The 14,808-nt window shown below is 73.0% G+C and carries 12 protein-coding genes; 3 read left to right on the top strand and 9 right to left on the bottom strand.

All coding sequences use genetic code 11. The features are described from left to right. Positions 1–2 precede the first annotated feature (2 nt). Together ACFO3J_RS31965 and ACFO3J_RS31960 are read right to left on the bottom strand one after the other, a co-directional pair. Positions 3–1,556, bottom strand: a complete 1,554-nt coding sequence (locus ACFO3J_RS31965) for a carboxyl transferase domain-containing protein (RefSeq protein ID WP_386437035.1) — start codon at positions 1,554–1,556, stop codon at positions 3–5. A gap of 250 nt (positions 1,557–1,806) precedes the next feature. Next, on the bottom strand, positions 1,807–2,664 hold the full coding sequence (locus tag ACFO3J_RS31960) for an esterase/lipase family protein (RefSeq protein ID WP_386437032.1): 858 nt from the start codon (positions 2,662–2,664) through the stop codon (positions 1,807–1,809). Positions 2,665–2,970: 306 nt separating this feature from the next. Between ACFO3J_RS31960 and ACFO3J_RS31955 the strand changes: the two genes are divergently transcribed. Next, on the top strand, positions 2,971–3,435 hold the full coding sequence (locus ACFO3J_RS31955) for a PPOX class F420-dependent oxidoreductase (protein ID WP_386437029.1): 465 nt from the start codon (positions 2,971–2,973) through the stop codon (positions 3,433–3,435). Between the two features lie 132 nt (positions 3,436–3,567). Here ACFO3J_RS31955 and ACFO3J_RS31950 read toward each other — a convergent pair whose 3' ends face one another. The 3 genes from ACFO3J_RS31950 to ACFO3J_RS31940 form a co-directional block, all read right to left on the bottom strand. Next, on the bottom strand, positions 3,568–4,593 hold the full coding sequence (locus ACFO3J_RS31950) for a S1 family peptidase (RefSeq protein WP_386437026.1): 1,026 nt from the start codon (positions 4,591–4,593) through the stop codon (positions 3,568–3,570). 491 nt (positions 4,594–5,084) lie between these two features. After that, complete coding sequence (locus ACFO3J_RS31945) at positions 5,085–5,909, bottom strand: LLM class flavin-dependent oxidoreductase (protein WP_386437023.1); 825 nt, start codon at positions 5,907–5,909, stop codon at positions 5,085–5,087. Then, positions 5,906–7,042: an LLM class flavin-dependent oxidoreductase gene (locus ACFO3J_RS31940; RefSeq protein WP_386437020.1), complete on the bottom strand. Its 1,137-nt coding sequence runs from the start codon at positions 7,040–7,042 to the stop codon at positions 5,906–5,908. The genes ACFO3J_RS31945 and ACFO3J_RS31940 overlap by 4 nt, the downstream gene beginning before the upstream one ends. A gap of 847 nt (positions 7,043–7,889) precedes the next feature. Here ACFO3J_RS31940 and ACFO3J_RS31935 point away from each other — a divergent pair. Then, entirely contained in the window at positions 7,890–8,333 is a 444-nt protein-coding gene (locus tag ACFO3J_RS31935) for a cell division protein SepF (protein WP_386437017.1), read from the top strand. A gap of 115 nt (positions 8,334–8,448) precedes the next feature. Here ACFO3J_RS31935 and ACFO3J_RS31930 read toward each other — a convergent pair whose 3' ends face one another. Both ACFO3J_RS31930 and ACFO3J_RS31925 read right to left on the bottom strand, forming a co-directional pair. Then, complete coding sequence (locus ACFO3J_RS31930) at positions 8,449–9,645, bottom strand: acyl-CoA dehydrogenase family protein (RefSeq protein ID WP_386437014.1); 1,197 nt, start codon at positions 9,643–9,645, stop codon at positions 8,449–8,451. A 61-nt stretch (positions 9,646–9,706) separates the two neighbouring features. Then, positions 9,707–11,302 carry an MFS transporter gene (locus ACFO3J_RS31925; RefSeq protein ID WP_386437011.1) on the bottom strand — a complete coding sequence of 532 codons (1,596 nt, stop codon included), beginning with the start codon at positions 11,300–11,302 and terminating at the stop codon, positions 9,707–9,709. A gap of 377 nt (positions 11,303–11,679) precedes the next feature. Here ACFO3J_RS31925 and ACFO3J_RS31920 point away from each other — a divergent pair, with 377 nt between their 5' ends. Then, positions 11,680–12,783, top strand: coding sequence for a phosphatase PAP2 family protein (locus ACFO3J_RS31920; RefSeq protein WP_386437008.1), 1,104 nt, complete (start codon positions 11,680–11,682; stop codon positions 12,781–12,783). 209 nt (positions 12,784–12,992) lie between these two features. Here the strand turns inward: ACFO3J_RS31920 and ACFO3J_RS31915 are convergent, their stop codons facing one another. Continuing rightward, positions 12,993–13,217, bottom strand: a complete 225-nt coding sequence (locus ACFO3J_RS31915) for an I78 family peptidase inhibitor (protein WP_386437005.1) — start codon at positions 13,215–13,217, stop codon at positions 12,993–12,995. Between the two features lie 145 nt (positions 13,218–13,362). After that, positions 13,363–14,727: a glycosyltransferase family 4 protein gene (locus tag ACFO3J_RS31910; RefSeq protein ID WP_386437002.1), complete on the bottom strand. Its 1,365-nt coding sequence runs from the start codon at positions 14,725–14,727 to the stop codon at positions 13,363–13,365. Between the last annotated feature and the right edge of the window lie 81 nt (positions 14,728–14,808).

The following is a 14,808-nucleotide window of genomic DNA, read 5'->3' as shown; positions in this document are numbered from 1 at the left end:
GCTCACACCTCGCCCAGCCTGCGGTAACGCTCCCGGCGGGCGGTTCTTCGCGCCTCGGCCCCCAGGCTGCGGAGGGTGGCGAGTTCGGCGCCGAGCAGCGTGGCGAGGCCGGTGAGGAAAGCGCCGGGATCGTCGGCGGCGTCGGGATGTTCGGGGACGATCGCGTCGGCGATGCCCTGGGCGAGCAGCGCGGGCGCCCCGATGCCCTGGCGTTCGGCCAGCTCGGCCGCGCGGTCGGTGGTGCGGTGCAGGATGACGGAGGCGCCCTCCGGCGGCAGCGGGGACAGCCAGGCGTGCCGGGCGGCGAGCACCCGGTCGGCCGGCAGCAGGGCCAGCGCGGCGCCGCCCGCGCCCTGACCGAGGATCAGGCACAGCGTGGGCGCGGCGAGCGTGACGAGGTCGGCCAGGCTCCGGGCGATCTCGGCGGCGAGGCCGCCCTCCTCCGCCTCCTTCGACAGCGCGGCGCCCGCCGTGTCGATCACCGTCAGCAGCGGCAGCCCGAGTTCGGAGGCGATCCGCATGCCGCGGCGCGCCTCGCGCAGCCCGGCGGGTCCGAGGGGCGCGGCGCCCAGCGGTCCCGGTCCGGCGGCGGGCGGTCCGGCCGTCGCACCGCGGTCGTGGCCGACCACGACGCACGGGGTGGGGCCGAAACGGGCCAGGGCCAGCAGCAGCCCGGGATCGCGCTCGCCCGCGCCCGTACCGCTCAGCGCGGTGACGTCGCCCGCGTGGCGCAGCAGGTCCCGCAGGCCCGGACGTTCGGGACGGCGGCTGCGACGCAGCGAGTCGGCGGTGTCCGGGGGCGGCAGCGCCTCGGACACCGGCGCCGGGGCCGGCGGGGCCGGGGCCGCCTCGGGGTCCGGGGTCGGGCGCTGCTCGCCGGTGAGTACGTCGAGCGCCGTCGCGGCCACGGCGCCCAGCGATCCGGCCGGGAGTACCGCGTCGACCAGGCCGTGGGCGTGCAGATTCTCCGAGGTCTGCACCCCGGGCGGGAACTCCTCGCCGTAGAGGGCCTGGTGCACCCGCGGGCCGAGGAAGCCGACGAGCGCGCCGGGCTCCGCCGAGGTGACATGGCCGAGCGAGCCCCAGGAGGCGAGCACCCCGCCGGTGGTGGGATGCCGCAGATGGACGAGGTACGGCAGGCCGGCCGCCTTGTGGTCGGTGATGGCGGCGGCGACCTTGACCATCTGCAGAAAGGCGATGGTCCCTTCCTGCATCCGGGTGCCGCCGGACGCCGGGGTGGCCAGCAAGGGCAGCCGTTCACGGGTGGCGCGTTCGACGGCGGTGACCAGCCGGCCGCCGGCTGCGACGCCGATCGATCCGCCGAGGAAGCCGAATTCGCAGGCCACCAGCGCGACCCGGCGGCCCCGGATGCGACCCTCCCCGGTGATCACGGACTCGTCCAGGCCGGTGCGCTCCCTGGCCGCGAGCAGATCGGCACGGTAGTCGGCGGCTTCGGGCAGCGCGGTGCACGGCTCGTCCCAGCGCGACCAGCTGCCGGGGTCGAGCACGAGTTCCAGGAATCGCGTGGCGGTGGGCCGCCCGCCGGAGCCGGTCACCGCGCGGCGGACCCGGCGGCGGTGCGCGGCCAGCCGTGGTCGGTGAGCACGACGGCCCGGGCTCTGGTGTCATCGGGGTGCGGTCGGCGTTCCACATACCCCTTGTACACCAGTTCACCGACGATCCGACGGGCCGCCCGACGGGTGGATCCCAGATGTTCGGCCGGCTCGGTGACGGCGCCGCCGGCCGAACTGCCGCCCGGCTCCTCCCTGGGCGCGAGCAGCGCCCGGGGAGGAGCCCCGCCGCGGGCTAACTGAAGGCCGACAGGCAGGTGGTGGGGGTGGCGTGCGCCGGGTCCAGGGCGTTCGCCGCCTCGTGGAACGCGATGCGATCGGACAGGCCGATGGCGACGTGCTCGGAGGTGTCGACCGGGCACAGGTTCTGGAGCAGCACATTGTGGACGTCGGGTCCCGACAGGGCCTGGCTCGTATACGGCGTGACCACCTCGTCGTAGATGGTGGAGATCACCGTGTAGTGCACCCCGGCCACCGTGTCGCCCCCGGCGTTGAGCTGTCGCTGGAAGTCCGAGCCGGCCACCTGGTCGGCCAGGCCGGGCAGGTCGGACCGCAGGAAGTCGGCGGCGCCCGGGAAGTACGGGAGGATCGCGGTCAGTCCGTTCAGGGTCGTGCCGTGGTTGTCGGGGGCCAGCCCGACCAGGGTGTTCACCTTGGCCGCGCCGCCGAGGAACTTCAGGTAGTAGCGCGGCATCATGCCGCCCTGCGAGTGCCCGACGATGTCGACCTTCGCGGCGTGGGTGGCGGCCAGCACCCGGTCGGTGAAGTCGGAGAGCTGCCGCGCGGAGTCCGCGATCGGTCCCAGACCCCCGATCAGCGTCTCGCCGGGCAGCATGCCGTAGTCGAGGGAGAAGACACAGTAGCCGCGGGCGACCAGATAGGGCGCGAAGACCCCCCAGTTGTCGGTGCCGTTGGCGAAGGTGCCGTGGACCAGCACGACCGGGCGGGGATGCTGGGCCGAGGGGCGGCAGGAGAAGTCGTTCCAGCCGCGGGTCGGCGCGGACGCGGCGGCGGCGGAAGCGGCGGTGGGGACGACCGCCATCGTCGCGGCCAGCGAGAATACGGCCAGGAGTCGTCTCCAGGACAGCCTCATGTGATCTCCTCACGGGTGGGGATGTGAACGCGCTGACGACACACACGCCCTGTGATCCGGATCACCATTTACCGGGCTCATGACAAGTTACGCGCGAGTAGCAAGAGGTGCCTAGTTACGGGCGGGTAAAAAGTCGTCCGCGCATTGACAACGCGCCGGAGGCCGCCTCGGTCACGCGGCCGTCCGCCGTATTCCCCGCCGTACGGGCGGCCGGACGGAACAAGTGCCGGGCCGGTCGTGTTGGCGACTACGCCCGAGGGGACGCCGCGCCCGCATCCCTGACGCCGAGACGATTCCGGAGTGACCATGAGCCAGCCGCCCGCCGCCAGCTCGCTGTTCGAGTTGCTGAAGCAGAGCAGTACCGGGGTGCTCGTCACCCTCAAGAGGGACGGCAGGCCGCAGCTGTCCAATGTGTCGTTCGCGTACGACGAGGCGAGCCGGACCATCCGTCTCTCGGCCACCGACGACCGGGCGAAGACCCGCAATCTGCGGCGGGACCCGCGGGCCAGCTTCTATGTGTCGGCGCCCGACCTCGGGGCCTATCTGGTCGCCGAGGGCGACGCCGAGGTGACCGCGGTCGCCGCCGACCCGGGGGACGCCACGGTCGAGGAGCTGGTCGACGTCTACCGGGCGATCGGTGGCGAGCACCCGGACTGGGACGAGTACCGGGCGGCGATGGTCGCCGACCGCAGGCTCGTCATCCGGCTGCGGGTCGATCGGGCGTACGGGTGGGGCCGCGGCCAGGGCGGCGTCAGCGGCCCGGTCGACTGACCGCCGTCCCCGCCGCGCGAGCAGATCGCGGCGGGGACGGCGGGGTGCCAGGAACGGCGGGGTGCCATCGGCGGGGGACGCCGGGGCGCCGGGGAGACGCTGGGGGCCGGGCGGCCCTCAGCGGGTCCCGGATCAGAACACGCTGACCCCGTAGGCGCTGAGCGCCTCCGTCACCGGCTGGAAGTACGTCGTGCCGCCGGAGGAGCAGTTGCCGCTGCCGCCGGAGGTCAGGCCGATCGCCTTGGTGCCGTCGTAGAGGGAGCCGCCGCTGTCGCCGGGCTCGGCGCAGACGTTGGTCTTGATCAGGCCGGAGACGACGTCGCCGCCGCCGTAGTTGACCGTGGCGTTGAGCGCCTGGACCGTGCCGCTGTGGATGCCGGTGGTGGAGCCGCGGCGCTTGACCGCCTCGCCGACGAAGGCGTTCGCGGCGCTGGTGATGTCCTGGGTGCCGACCGTTCCGTCATGGGCGACGGTCGAGTCGTAGCGGACGATGCCGTAGTCGTTGCCGGGGAAGCTCGTACCGGTCGTCGGGCCGATGTACGTGCCGGAGCTGGTGTAGTAGGCCGGGAGGCCCTCGGTGCAGTGGCCGGCGGTCAGGAAGTAGTACGTGCTGCCGCTGCGGACGTTGAAGCCCACCGAGCAGCGCCAGCTGTTGGTGAGCACCGGGTCGCCGCCGGACAGCAGCTTGCTGAAGGTGCCGGAGACGCGGGTGATGTTGACCGCGCTCCCGTAACCCGCGGTGCTCTTCCGCAGTTGAGCCAGTTGAGAAGCGGTCACCCGGCTGTCGACGCTGACTTCCAGGGTGTCGGAGCGCGGGTCCACCGACCAGGCCGTGCCCGCGATGTCCGCGGACTTGGTGGCGGTGCCGGCCTGGGCGAGCTGGGTGGCGCTGTGCGCGACGAGGCGGGGAGTGGCACCCGCGGCGCGGACGGCGTCGGCCGCGGCCTGGGTGGTGACGTTGACGACGGTGGTCTTGCTCGCGCTGTCGTAGTACGTACCCGCGGTCGCGTTGGCGCCGAGTTGCGCGGCCACGGATGCGGCGGCGGCCGGAGTCGCCGTCGCGGACGGGGCGGCGCTGGCGGACGGGAGCGCGAAAGCGGTCGCGGCGATCATGCCTGAAGCGACCGCGATCAGCGATATGCGTCGGGTGGACTTCACACGTTCCTCCTGTGGGGGTGGAGGTGGGCACAGGGGTGGATTTGTCGGTGTACCGTCAGAACCGCACCGATAAACGAACGCCTCATGCGACTGACGGGCACTCATGGGAGTATTCAGATCTCACAGGAAACACACAAGAGGCCGTCCCGGTCCGGTACTTGGCGTCCGGGGGCGCCCGGGGGCATCAGGAGGCGGTCGGCGCCGGTCGCCCGGCGGCGTCTCAAGTCGTCTCAACCGCTGAGATCGAGCCGCTTCCCGGCTTGGGGCCGGAGCACACGGGTCCCGCCGAGCGAAGCGGGCGGGCGGGCGAAAGCGTCGGCGAAAGCGGCCCCGCGGCGATGTCCTACGGCCCGGGCCGCGGGCGCCGACCTGCCCCCGTCCGGCGGGGACGCATCCGGCGGCTGAGCAGGAAGCGGAATCGCCGGGCTGTCGTCCGCTCGGCTCCCCGAAGGGGTCATGGCCCGCGTCAGGGCGGTGTCGGGGTCAGCCCTTCAGGCCGGAAGCGGAAGCCCCAGATGCTCGCGGAGGGTGGTCCCCCGATAGGCCGTCCGCAGTGATCCGCGGTGCTGGAGGAGCGGTACGACCAACTCCACGAACGCGTCCAGAGCCCGCCCGCCGGCCGCCGCGTCAGGCAGCAGCACATAACCGTCGAGCGCGCCGGACTGCACGGGTGCGTCCAGCCGGACCGCCAGCGCGAGCGCAGCGGCAGCCGCCCGGGGATCGTCGGGTCTGGCGCGGTCCCCCGGCTCGCCGAGAGCCGGAAAATCCGCCGCTCCACCGCGGGTGAAATCGAGGCGCGCCAGCACGATCGCGCCGGGGCGCGCAAGCCCCCGCGCTCCGGCCAGCACCACTTCTGCCGGTTCCGTCCCACCCTGTTCCCGGATCAGCACCGGCCGGCCCTGCGCACTGGGCCCCGGCGCGAAGCCGGCCGCGCACGCGACCACCGGTCCTCCGGCGCGCCCCGCGCTCAGCCGGTCCAGCAGCGCGATCCGCCGGGCCAGCTCGTCCGGACCGCACCGGTCGGGGGGTGTGACCAACGCCAGCCCGATGGACTCGGTGGCCCCGGCCAGGGCGTTCAGTACGGTGAACGGCTCCGGGCCGCGACCGGCCGGAGCGGCCAGCAGGAAATCGAACAGGCCCCGCTCGGCGGTGCGTGCGAGCCGCGCGTAGGCGCCGAAGTCCAGCGCGGCCGTGGGCCGGCCGCCCCCGCCGCCATCCGCCCCCTCAACGGCCCCGGCCGCGCCCCCGGCCCCGGGCAGCTGCACCGCCAGATGCATCCGCCGTACGTCCCCGCCCGCCCCTGGAGCGCCGGTCATGCCATCACTCCGCCCGTGGCCGCGAGCCGGTCCCCCGCCCGGCCGCGGAGCCCGAGGTGTTCGCGGAGCGTCGCGCCCGGGTGGAAGGAGCGGAACAGACCGCGGTGCTGGAGCAGCGCCGCGGTGCCGTTGACGAAACGCTCCAGGTCCCGCCGGGGCTCCACCGGCCGTACGTGGAAGCCGTCCACCACGCCCGACCGCTGCCAGTCCGCGATGAGTTCGGCCAGGTCGACCGGACCGCCGCTGAACAGCACACCGCCCGCCCCGTCGGCCACCGGCGCCGCGACCATGCCGGCCGGCCAGCCGAGTTCGCCGCCGCCGAGGTCGACGGAGAGTTCTCCGAGCACCAGCAGCCGGTCCGGGTCCCGGCCCATCTCGGCGGTGAGCAGTCGCAGTTCGCCGCGTATCCGGTCGGCCTGCTCCTTGTCGGCGGCCCGGACGAAGGCGATGTCGGCGTGCCGGGCGGCGACGGCCCGGGCGCCGGGTTCGGTCACGTCCAGCGCGATCACCGGCCGGCCCTGCGGCGGGCGCGGTCCGTCGCCGCTGTCCCAGGCCAGCGCGGCCGCCTCGATCGCGTCGCCGGCCCGGCGCCAGCGCGCCTCGGCCCGCTCGGCGGCCCGTTGCCGGGCCGCCGCTCCCCGTCCCGTGTCCCGCCCGCGTGCCCGCCCGCCCTCGTCCTTATCCTCTCCGTCCTCTCCCTCGGCCGGCACGGTGACCGTCCAGCCCGCGCGGCCCCCGCTCACCCAGTCGAGGGTGGCGACATCCAGGGCCGGCCCGGCCGCCGAGGACGACGACGGCGCCGCGTCCACCGAAGGCACCAGCCCGATCCGGTCGGTCGCGGGCGCCACCCGGGCGAGCAGCGCGAGCGCGTCCGACGCCCGGCCGCGGTCGCCGTGGTGGCCGTCGCGACCGCCACCGCCGCCCAGCGTCACGAAGTCCAGTGCGCCGCGCTCGGCGAGCCGCGCCAGTTCCACGTAGTACTCCGGCGGATGCTGCCCGCTGCCGCCGTCTATCGCGACGGCGAGATGCAGCGTGCGGGTGCGGGTGCGGCGGTACGACAGCGGCGCGGGGGCGGGCGGCTGCGGCCCGGAGAGGAGCGGGGTGGGGGCGAGGGGCGAGGTTTCGGCAGGCATGCGAAGGCTCCGTGGACACGCGGAAGAGGCGGGAGACGCCTTCACACAGCCGCCGCGTCCCTCAACGCGGCTCGGCCCGAGGACCGTGGCATGAGGCTATGCCGAGCCCGGCGCAGGCTGTCAAGCCTGTCCGAGACGTGGACACCGTGTCTCAGCGCGGTTGACGGATCGCCCGCCCGGCTGCTGCACTGTGCGCATGCGTAGCTGTCAGCTGGTCACCCGCGACCACATCGACTTCGGTCGGGTGTGGTCGGCGTCGTGTTGTCGCCGCTGACTTTCTCCGACAGACGTCCGACGGATCGTCCCGTCTTCACACACGCATCGTTCAGCCGCTCCGGCCCCTCCCTCAGGGCTCCCGCGTCATAGCTCTTCCGGCCCGGCCCGACCCCCCACTACCCGGGCCCCGCGCCGCCCCGGACCCAGCCCCGGTCCGATCCCGCTCCGGCCCCGGTCCGTCCGCGATCCGTCCCGGATCCCGCTCGGCGTCGGGTCCGGCCGGCCGACTCCTCCAGCCGTCGTCACCGCCCGAACTGCCGTCGCCCGCCTCGCGGAGCCGCTCGCGTACCGACGCTGAGCTCGGCACTTCAACCGACAATCATGTTATGGGCCCGCGTTCTCGGGGCAGGTAGGGCCGTACGGCCCCCTGAATCACCCGCACGTGAAGGAAGTTCCCATCGAACCATCACCTCGCCGAACCCTGCCGCGGCTTGACGGTGCGCCACTATCGTGTGTGCCAGTACCGTCACAAGTCGCCTGAGTGGCGGCAATCCGCATGGCACATCATCCACATCATGGACGAACATAGGAACAGCGGACGGTACGACCGCGTGTGAGAGAGGAGGCGTCCATGGGTTCGGTACGACGGGCGAGTGCCTGGCTGGGCCTCGTCGACGACAACGGCGGCGAGCGTTACTACGACGAGGAGTACGCCGACTACGGCGAGGGCTCCGAACGTGCCGACACCTGGGTGACGGACCCGCGGGTGCGGGTGGCCTCCGAGTCGGCCGAGGAGCAGGGCCACCGGATCGCGACCGTGACCCCGGACAGTTTCCGGGACGCGCGCGGCATCGGTGAGCTGTTCCGTGACGGCGTGCCGGTGATCGTCAACCTCACCGGTATGGAACCGGCCGACGCCAAGCGCGTCGTCGACTTCGCGGCCGGCCTCACCTTCGGTCTGCGCGGCTCCATCGAGCGCGTCGCCACCCGCGTCTTCCTGCTGACCCCGACCGACTACTCGGTCATGAACGCGGACGCCCGCCACGGCGGCGACCGCTTCTTCAACCAGAGCTGATTCCCCGGACCCCCAGCCGCCGCACCTCCCACCGGGGGTCCGGGGGGTCGCCCGCGGGAACCGCCGAGTCCAGCCCCCGGTGTGCCCCGGCGCGGCGGCACATCGCGGTCAGGCGTCAGCCGCGGAACGCGTCGAGCCCGGTCAGGGCCTTGCCCAGCACGAGCTGGTGCATTTCCACCGTGCCCTCGTAGGTGAGCACCGACTCCAGATTGGTCGCGTGCCGCATCACGGGGTATTCGAGTGAGATCCCATTGGCGCCGAGGATCGTACGGGCGGTACGGCAGATCTCGATCGCCTCGCGCACGTTGTTGAGCTTGCCGAAGCTGACCTGCTCCGGGCGCAGCCGCCCGGCGTCCATCCGCTGTCCCAGATGATGGGCGAGCAGGATGCCCTTGTGCAGTTCCACCGCCATGTCGGCTAGTTTGGCCTGGGTGAGCTGGAAACCGGCGATGGGCCGGCCGAACTGCTCGCGGCTCTTGGCGTATTCCAGCGCGGACTCGAAGCAGGAGCGCGCCGCGCCCATCGCGCCCCACACGATGCCGTAGCGGGCGTGGTTCAGGCAGCTCAGCGGGCCCCCCAGCCCGGTGGCCTCGGGAAGCACCGCGTCGGCGGGCAGCCGTACGCCGTCCAGGACCAACTCGCTGGTGACCGAGGCGCGCAGGCTCCACTTGTGGCGGATCTCGGGGGCGGAGAAGCCGGGGGTGTCCGCCGGTACGAGGAAGCCGCGTACGCCGTCGTCGGTCTGGGCCCACACCACGGCGACGCCGGCCACCGAGCCGTTGGTGATCCACATCTTGCGGCCGCTGAGCACCCAGTCGGAGCCGGCGCGCTTGGCGTGGGTGCGCATGGCGGCCGGGTCGGAGCCGTGGTCGGGTTCGGTCAGCCCGAAGCAGCCGATGACCTCGCCCGCCGCCATCGACGGCAGCCAGCGCTCCTTCTGCGCCGCCGAGCCGTAGCGGTGGATCGCGTACATCGCCAGGGAGCCCTGGACGGAGACCAGCGAACGGACGCCCGAGTCGGCGGCCTCCAGCTCCAGGCAGGCCAGGCCGTACTGGACCGCGCTGGCCCCCGCGCAGCCGTAGCCGGTCAGCGGCATGCCGAGCGCCCCGATGGAGCCGAGTTCACGGGCGAGTTCGCGGATGACGGGCAGTTCCCCGCGCTCGTACCAGTCGGCGATCTGCGGCAGCACCCGGTCGGCGGCCCAGTCCCGGACCGTGTCGCGGACCGCCAGATCCTCCGGGGTGAGCAGATCGTCCAGGCCCAGGGGGTCGTACGGGTCGAAAGGGGGCCTGGACGGGGGGCGTGCGGACATGGCTGGACCTCCGGCCCGAAAACTAGCAGTGGTCATCCCGACTCGGCGCCGACGTTACGGGTCAGTCCCTCGCCCGTCCAGAGCGGACCGCCGAGGCGGACCGTTCACCCGCCGACTCCGAGGCGGTCCCGGCCGTTTCGGCCGACGGGTCGAGGTCGTCGGCCCGCGGGCCGCAGTCCATCACCCGCGGCAGCCGCAGCGCCGCACACGCGCCCGCGAGCAGCAGGCCCCCGCTGACCAGCAGCGTCACATGCATGCCTTCCACGAACGAGTGACGTGCGGCCTGCCGCAGCGCCGCCCCCGAACTGCCGCCGAGCCGGTGGGCGACGTCGTACGCCTCGCCGAGCGACTGCCCGGCGGCGGTGCTGTCGGCGCTGCTCACCCCGGCCGCGTGGGGTGAGTAGACGGCGTTCATCACACTGCCGAGCAGCGCGACGCCGAGGCCGGCGCCGAGTTGGTACGAGGTCTCGCCGATCGCCGCCGCGCCGCCGGCCTGGTGGGCGGGGGCCTCGCTGAGCATCGACTCGTAGGCGCCGAAGAGCGTGGTCTCCAGACCGAAGCCCAGCAGCACGAAGCCGGTGGTGAGCAGGCCCGGACGGTCGGTCTGTCCCATGCCGGTCAGCGACACGACGGCGAGCGCGGTGAGCAGGAAACCGGCCACGACCATCCGGCGCGGTCCGAAGCGGTGGAGCAGCCGGGAGCCGGCCAGGCCGGAGGCGATCGCGGCGAAGGTGAGCGGCAGCAGCCGCAGGCCGGTGCGGAACGGGCTGAGGCCGAGTACGAGTTGCAGATACTGCCCGGCGATCAGTTCCAGTCCGACCAGCGCGAGCATGGCCAGCACGATGCAGCCGACGGAGGTGGAGAAGGCCACTCGGGTGAACATCCGCACATCGATCAGCGGGTGTTCGCGGCGACGCTGGCGCCGTACGAACAGCACCAGCAGGGCGGCGCCCGCCAGCAGCGGCAGGCAGACCGAGGCGGCGGCCGGACCGGCGCCGCCGCCCAGCCGTTTGATGCCGAACACCAGCCCGAGGATGCCGCCGGCCGCGGTGAGCGCGCCGAGCACGTCCCAGGGTCCGTCGCCGCCGCCGCGGGACTCCGGCAGCAGCAGCCGGCCGAGCGGGAGCATCACGGCCATCAGCGGGATGTTGATCAGGAACACCGAGCCCCACCACCAGTGTTCGACCATGAAGCCGCCGAGCACCGGGCCGACCGCCGCGCCGACCGCGGCCACCGCGCTCCACAGACCGATCGCCATCGCCCGCTCCCGCCGGTCCGGGAAGACCTGACGGAGGATCGACAAGGTGGCCGGCATGATCATGGCGCCGCCGACGCCGAGCAGCGCCCGGGCGCCGATGAGTACGTTCGGGGTGGGTGCGAAGGCGGCGGCCGCGGAGGCCGCGCCGAACAGGGCGTAGCCCAGCAACAGGACCCGGCGGCGGCCGATTCGGTCGCCGAGGGTGCCGAAGAGGATCAGCAGGGACGCGGCGATGAGCGAGTACGCGTCGACGATCCAGAGCAGTTGCTGGGAACCCGGCCGCAGATCCTCGGTGAGCGAGGGCACGGCCACCTGCAGAACAGTGGCGTCCAGCGCTACGACCAGCAGGCTGACGCAGAGGACGACCAGGACGGTCCACCGGCTGACCGGCCGTGCCATAGGCCCACCTCCACGAGCGGATGAGACGACAGCGTACGTGAACCGGAAGCGCCGCTTCCGGTTGCGTCGCTCCTATGTGTAACGTTACGTGATCGTACAGTGACTGTCCGGGGCCATGCCGGACAGGTCGCGATGACCCCATGGGCGTCCGGTGGGCGATCGGCAGGGAAACTGCGGAGAAAGACCAGGGAAATAAGCGATATATAAGAAGACGGGGGTGTGACTATCAACACCTGAACATAAACTCCACGAACTTCCCGTATTCAGGCCGACCGCCGGCCGTCAAAGAACCTGTGAGACGCACTCCACATCACATCGTCATTACAAAGCGGCCTGTTCAGCCGATCTATGCCGTCACACGCTGTAACGTCGATTCAGTGCGTACCGATGAGAGGCTCCACCGCACGGTGGAGCACCCGACCAGACGGGACCTACCGCGGATGAGCCGAACACGCGTCTGGTTGTTCGGCTTGACGCTGGCGTCCTACGTGGCGATCGTCGTGGGTGTCGTGACCACCTCGAAACTGGTGACGCTCGACTGGCAGGTCATGCTGTGGCGCCCTTACAAACAATGGCCGCAGATCCACGCGTTTCTGGACTATTTCGTCGTTCTCGGTCAGCGTGGCCCCACCGCGGTGATAGTGCTCGCCTGGCTGGGCTGGCGGTCGTGGCGCCGCCACACCCTCCATCCGCTGCTGGTGCTCGGCACCTCACTCCTTTTGCTGAACGTCACCGTGGGCGCCGTGAAATACGGCCTCGGGCGGCTCGGCCCGCATTACGCCACGACCGTCGGCTCCTCGGAGATGTTCGCCGGCGGCGATATATTTCCTTCCGGTCACACCGCGAACGCCGTGGTCACCTGGGGCGTGCTGGCCTACCTGGCCACCACGCAGCGGGCCCGGCGGCTGGGCTCGGTGAGCAGCGCCCTGCTCGCCCTCGGGGTGGGCGCGACCACGGTCTACCTCGGGACGCACTGGGTCAGCGATGTGCTGCTCGGGTGGGCCGCGGGGCTGCTGATCCTGCTCGCCCTGCCGTGGTTCGAGCCGGCGATGGCGCGCACCGAGGATCTGATCCTGGCCGGCTGGGAGCGGTGGCGCCGCTCGGGCCTCATGTCGCCCGTCCCGGTGGCGGGCCCCTCGGTGGTGGTCGGTCCGCGCCCCTCGGAGGAGGACGAGTCGAGCCGCGAGCCGGTCGGCGCCGGCAGCCTGGGCGCCTCGGTCGGGCAGGCTTCGGCCGCACAGGCCCCCGTGGCACAAGCCCCGGCCGCCGGCCCGCAGTCCTCGGCCGCGGCCCAGCCCGTCGGCTCCCCGGCGGGCGCCGCGCCGAGCGGCCACCACACGCCTGGCCGCCCCTCCGCCGTGCGCAACGAGCGCACCCCGCTGACCCCGGCCGGCAGCCGCCGCCCGCCCGTCGAGCGGCCGGGCCGGCCCGCGACTCCGCTGGTGCACCAGCAGGGGCGCGGCAGGGGCACCCAGACCTGAGCGCGCGCCGGGCGGGAGCCGGACCCGGTGGTCCTGCTCCCGCCCGCGCGGACCGTCCGGGCACGGGTCGGGGCCGGGCAGGCGTCCGGCCCCGGCAGACGTCCAAGCGGGTCGGCACGTAAGCGGGTAGGCGTACGGGCGGGCAGACGTCCAAGAAGAGCGGGCTCAAGCTCGGCGTTCCGCCCAGGGACGGACGCCCGCGCCGCCGCTCAGCCGAGCCAGCACTCGGTGACCCGGTCCTGCTCCTGGTCCACCAGGAAGTTCAGCCGGCCGGCCTGGTACTCCAACGTCACCACCGCGCCGGGCGGCAGCAGGCGTACCGTCGTCCAGCCGTGCTCCCTGGCCCGGCCCTCGGCCTCCTCCTGGCCGAGGCCCAGGTAGGCGTCCGGGTCGTCGTGCGGATTACCACCGGAGAAGTTCGCTTGCTGCTCCATAGGACCACCGTATGCGGGAACGGCGGGCCCGGCGTCCGAATACCGGCTCGTATTCAATTCGTCCCGCACACAGATTCCGCACAAATTCCGCGCGAAATCTCCCGGGCCCGGGTGTTTCCTGTGTGCCGCCCATGCGGCCGGTCCGTCAGCGGGCGCCCGATTCCGGGCTGGGATCCGAGCCGCCGGCCGAGTGCGAGCCGGGGTCCGAGCCCTGGCCGGACCCCTTGCCGGACTCCTGCCCGACCCGGTGCGCCCCTCGCCGTGCCCTGCGCACCGCCGCCCCCGCGGTGTCCGCCACGGACAGCAGTGCGCCGAGCCCGCGGCCGGCGCCGGCCCGTACGCCCGCCCTGGCCCGGTGGCCGGGCGCGGACCGGGCGGCCAGCAGCGCGCGGAAGAGTCGCACGTGCTGGTCGGCGATGACCGCCGGGTCGTAGCGCTCGGCGGACAGCAGCGCGGCGCGGCCCATCTCCTTGCGGCGGCCGTCGTCCTCGATCAGGGCGAGCAGCGCCCCGGCGATGCCCGCGATGTCGCGCGGCGGCACCAGCAGACCCGTCACACCGTCGCGCACTATCTCGCGCGGGCCGAGCGGGCAGTCGGTGGCGACCACCGGCAGGCCGACCCGCATCGCCTCGACGATGGTCATGCCGAAGGACTCCATGCTGGAGGTGACCGCGAGCAGCGAGGCCTTGGCGAGTTCGGGTTCGAGCGGGGCGACCGGGCCCATCAGCGTGACCCGCTGGCCGACACCCAGTTCGGTGATCAGCGCCGCCAGCCGGTCCTGCTGCTCGCCGCTGCCGTAGAGCTTGAGACGCCAGTCGGGGCGCGTGTCGCCGACCCGGGCGAAGGCGCGGATCAGGTCGTCGTAGCGCTTGGCCTCGGCGAGCCGTCCGGCGGCGACCACGACCGGGGCGGTGCAGTCCGACGGCGGGACGGCGGCCGACGGCACACTGTTGGGGACCGCGGTGACCCGCACGCCCGGCATCCGGCGGCGGTAGACGGCCGCGTCGGCCTCGGTGGTGGTGGTCACCGCGTCCAGGGCGGGGTAGTGGCGGCGCAGCGCCAGCACGAGCCGGGTGGAGTGGGTGTCGAGCGTCAAGTGCTCCTGGGCGACGCGGACCAGACGGCGCGGGGCCTGCCGGGCGAGGTGCACATTGAGGCCCGGCCGGGTGCCGACCACCACGTCGGCGTCGAGCTCGGCCAGGCAGCGGCCGATCAGTTCGTCGGTCAGCGCGCTGTATTCGGCGTGCCGGCGGTCGGAGGCGGGGAAGACCGCGGCGGGCCGCCGCCGACCCGGATCGTCGCGGACACTCGACGGGCTGTCCGCGCGCAGGTCCGCCAGCGGGCGGAGCCTGATCCGCGGGTCGTACGCGAAGGACGGTTCGTCGCGGTCGCGGAAGACCGAGACGATCTCCACCTCGTGCTCGGCGGCGAGTTGGCCGGCGAGATTGCAGGTGGTGCGGATGGTGCCGCCGATGCCGTAGGCGTTGTTCATCAGAAAGGCGATACGCATGCGTGTCCCGAGCCCCCGACTCCGCCGTTTCCCGTCCTCGCGTCCCCTGCCGCGGGCCGGTGGTATGGACCACCGACCCTA

It is taken from the genome of Streptomyces polygonati (assembly GCF_042650325.1).
Lineage (GTDB): Bacteria > Actinomycetota > Actinomycetes > Streptomycetales > Streptomycetaceae > Actinacidiphila > Actinacidiphila polygonati.
Note: the sequence above shows the minus strand (reverse complement) of the source record. Positions and strands in the feature narration are given on the sequence as shown.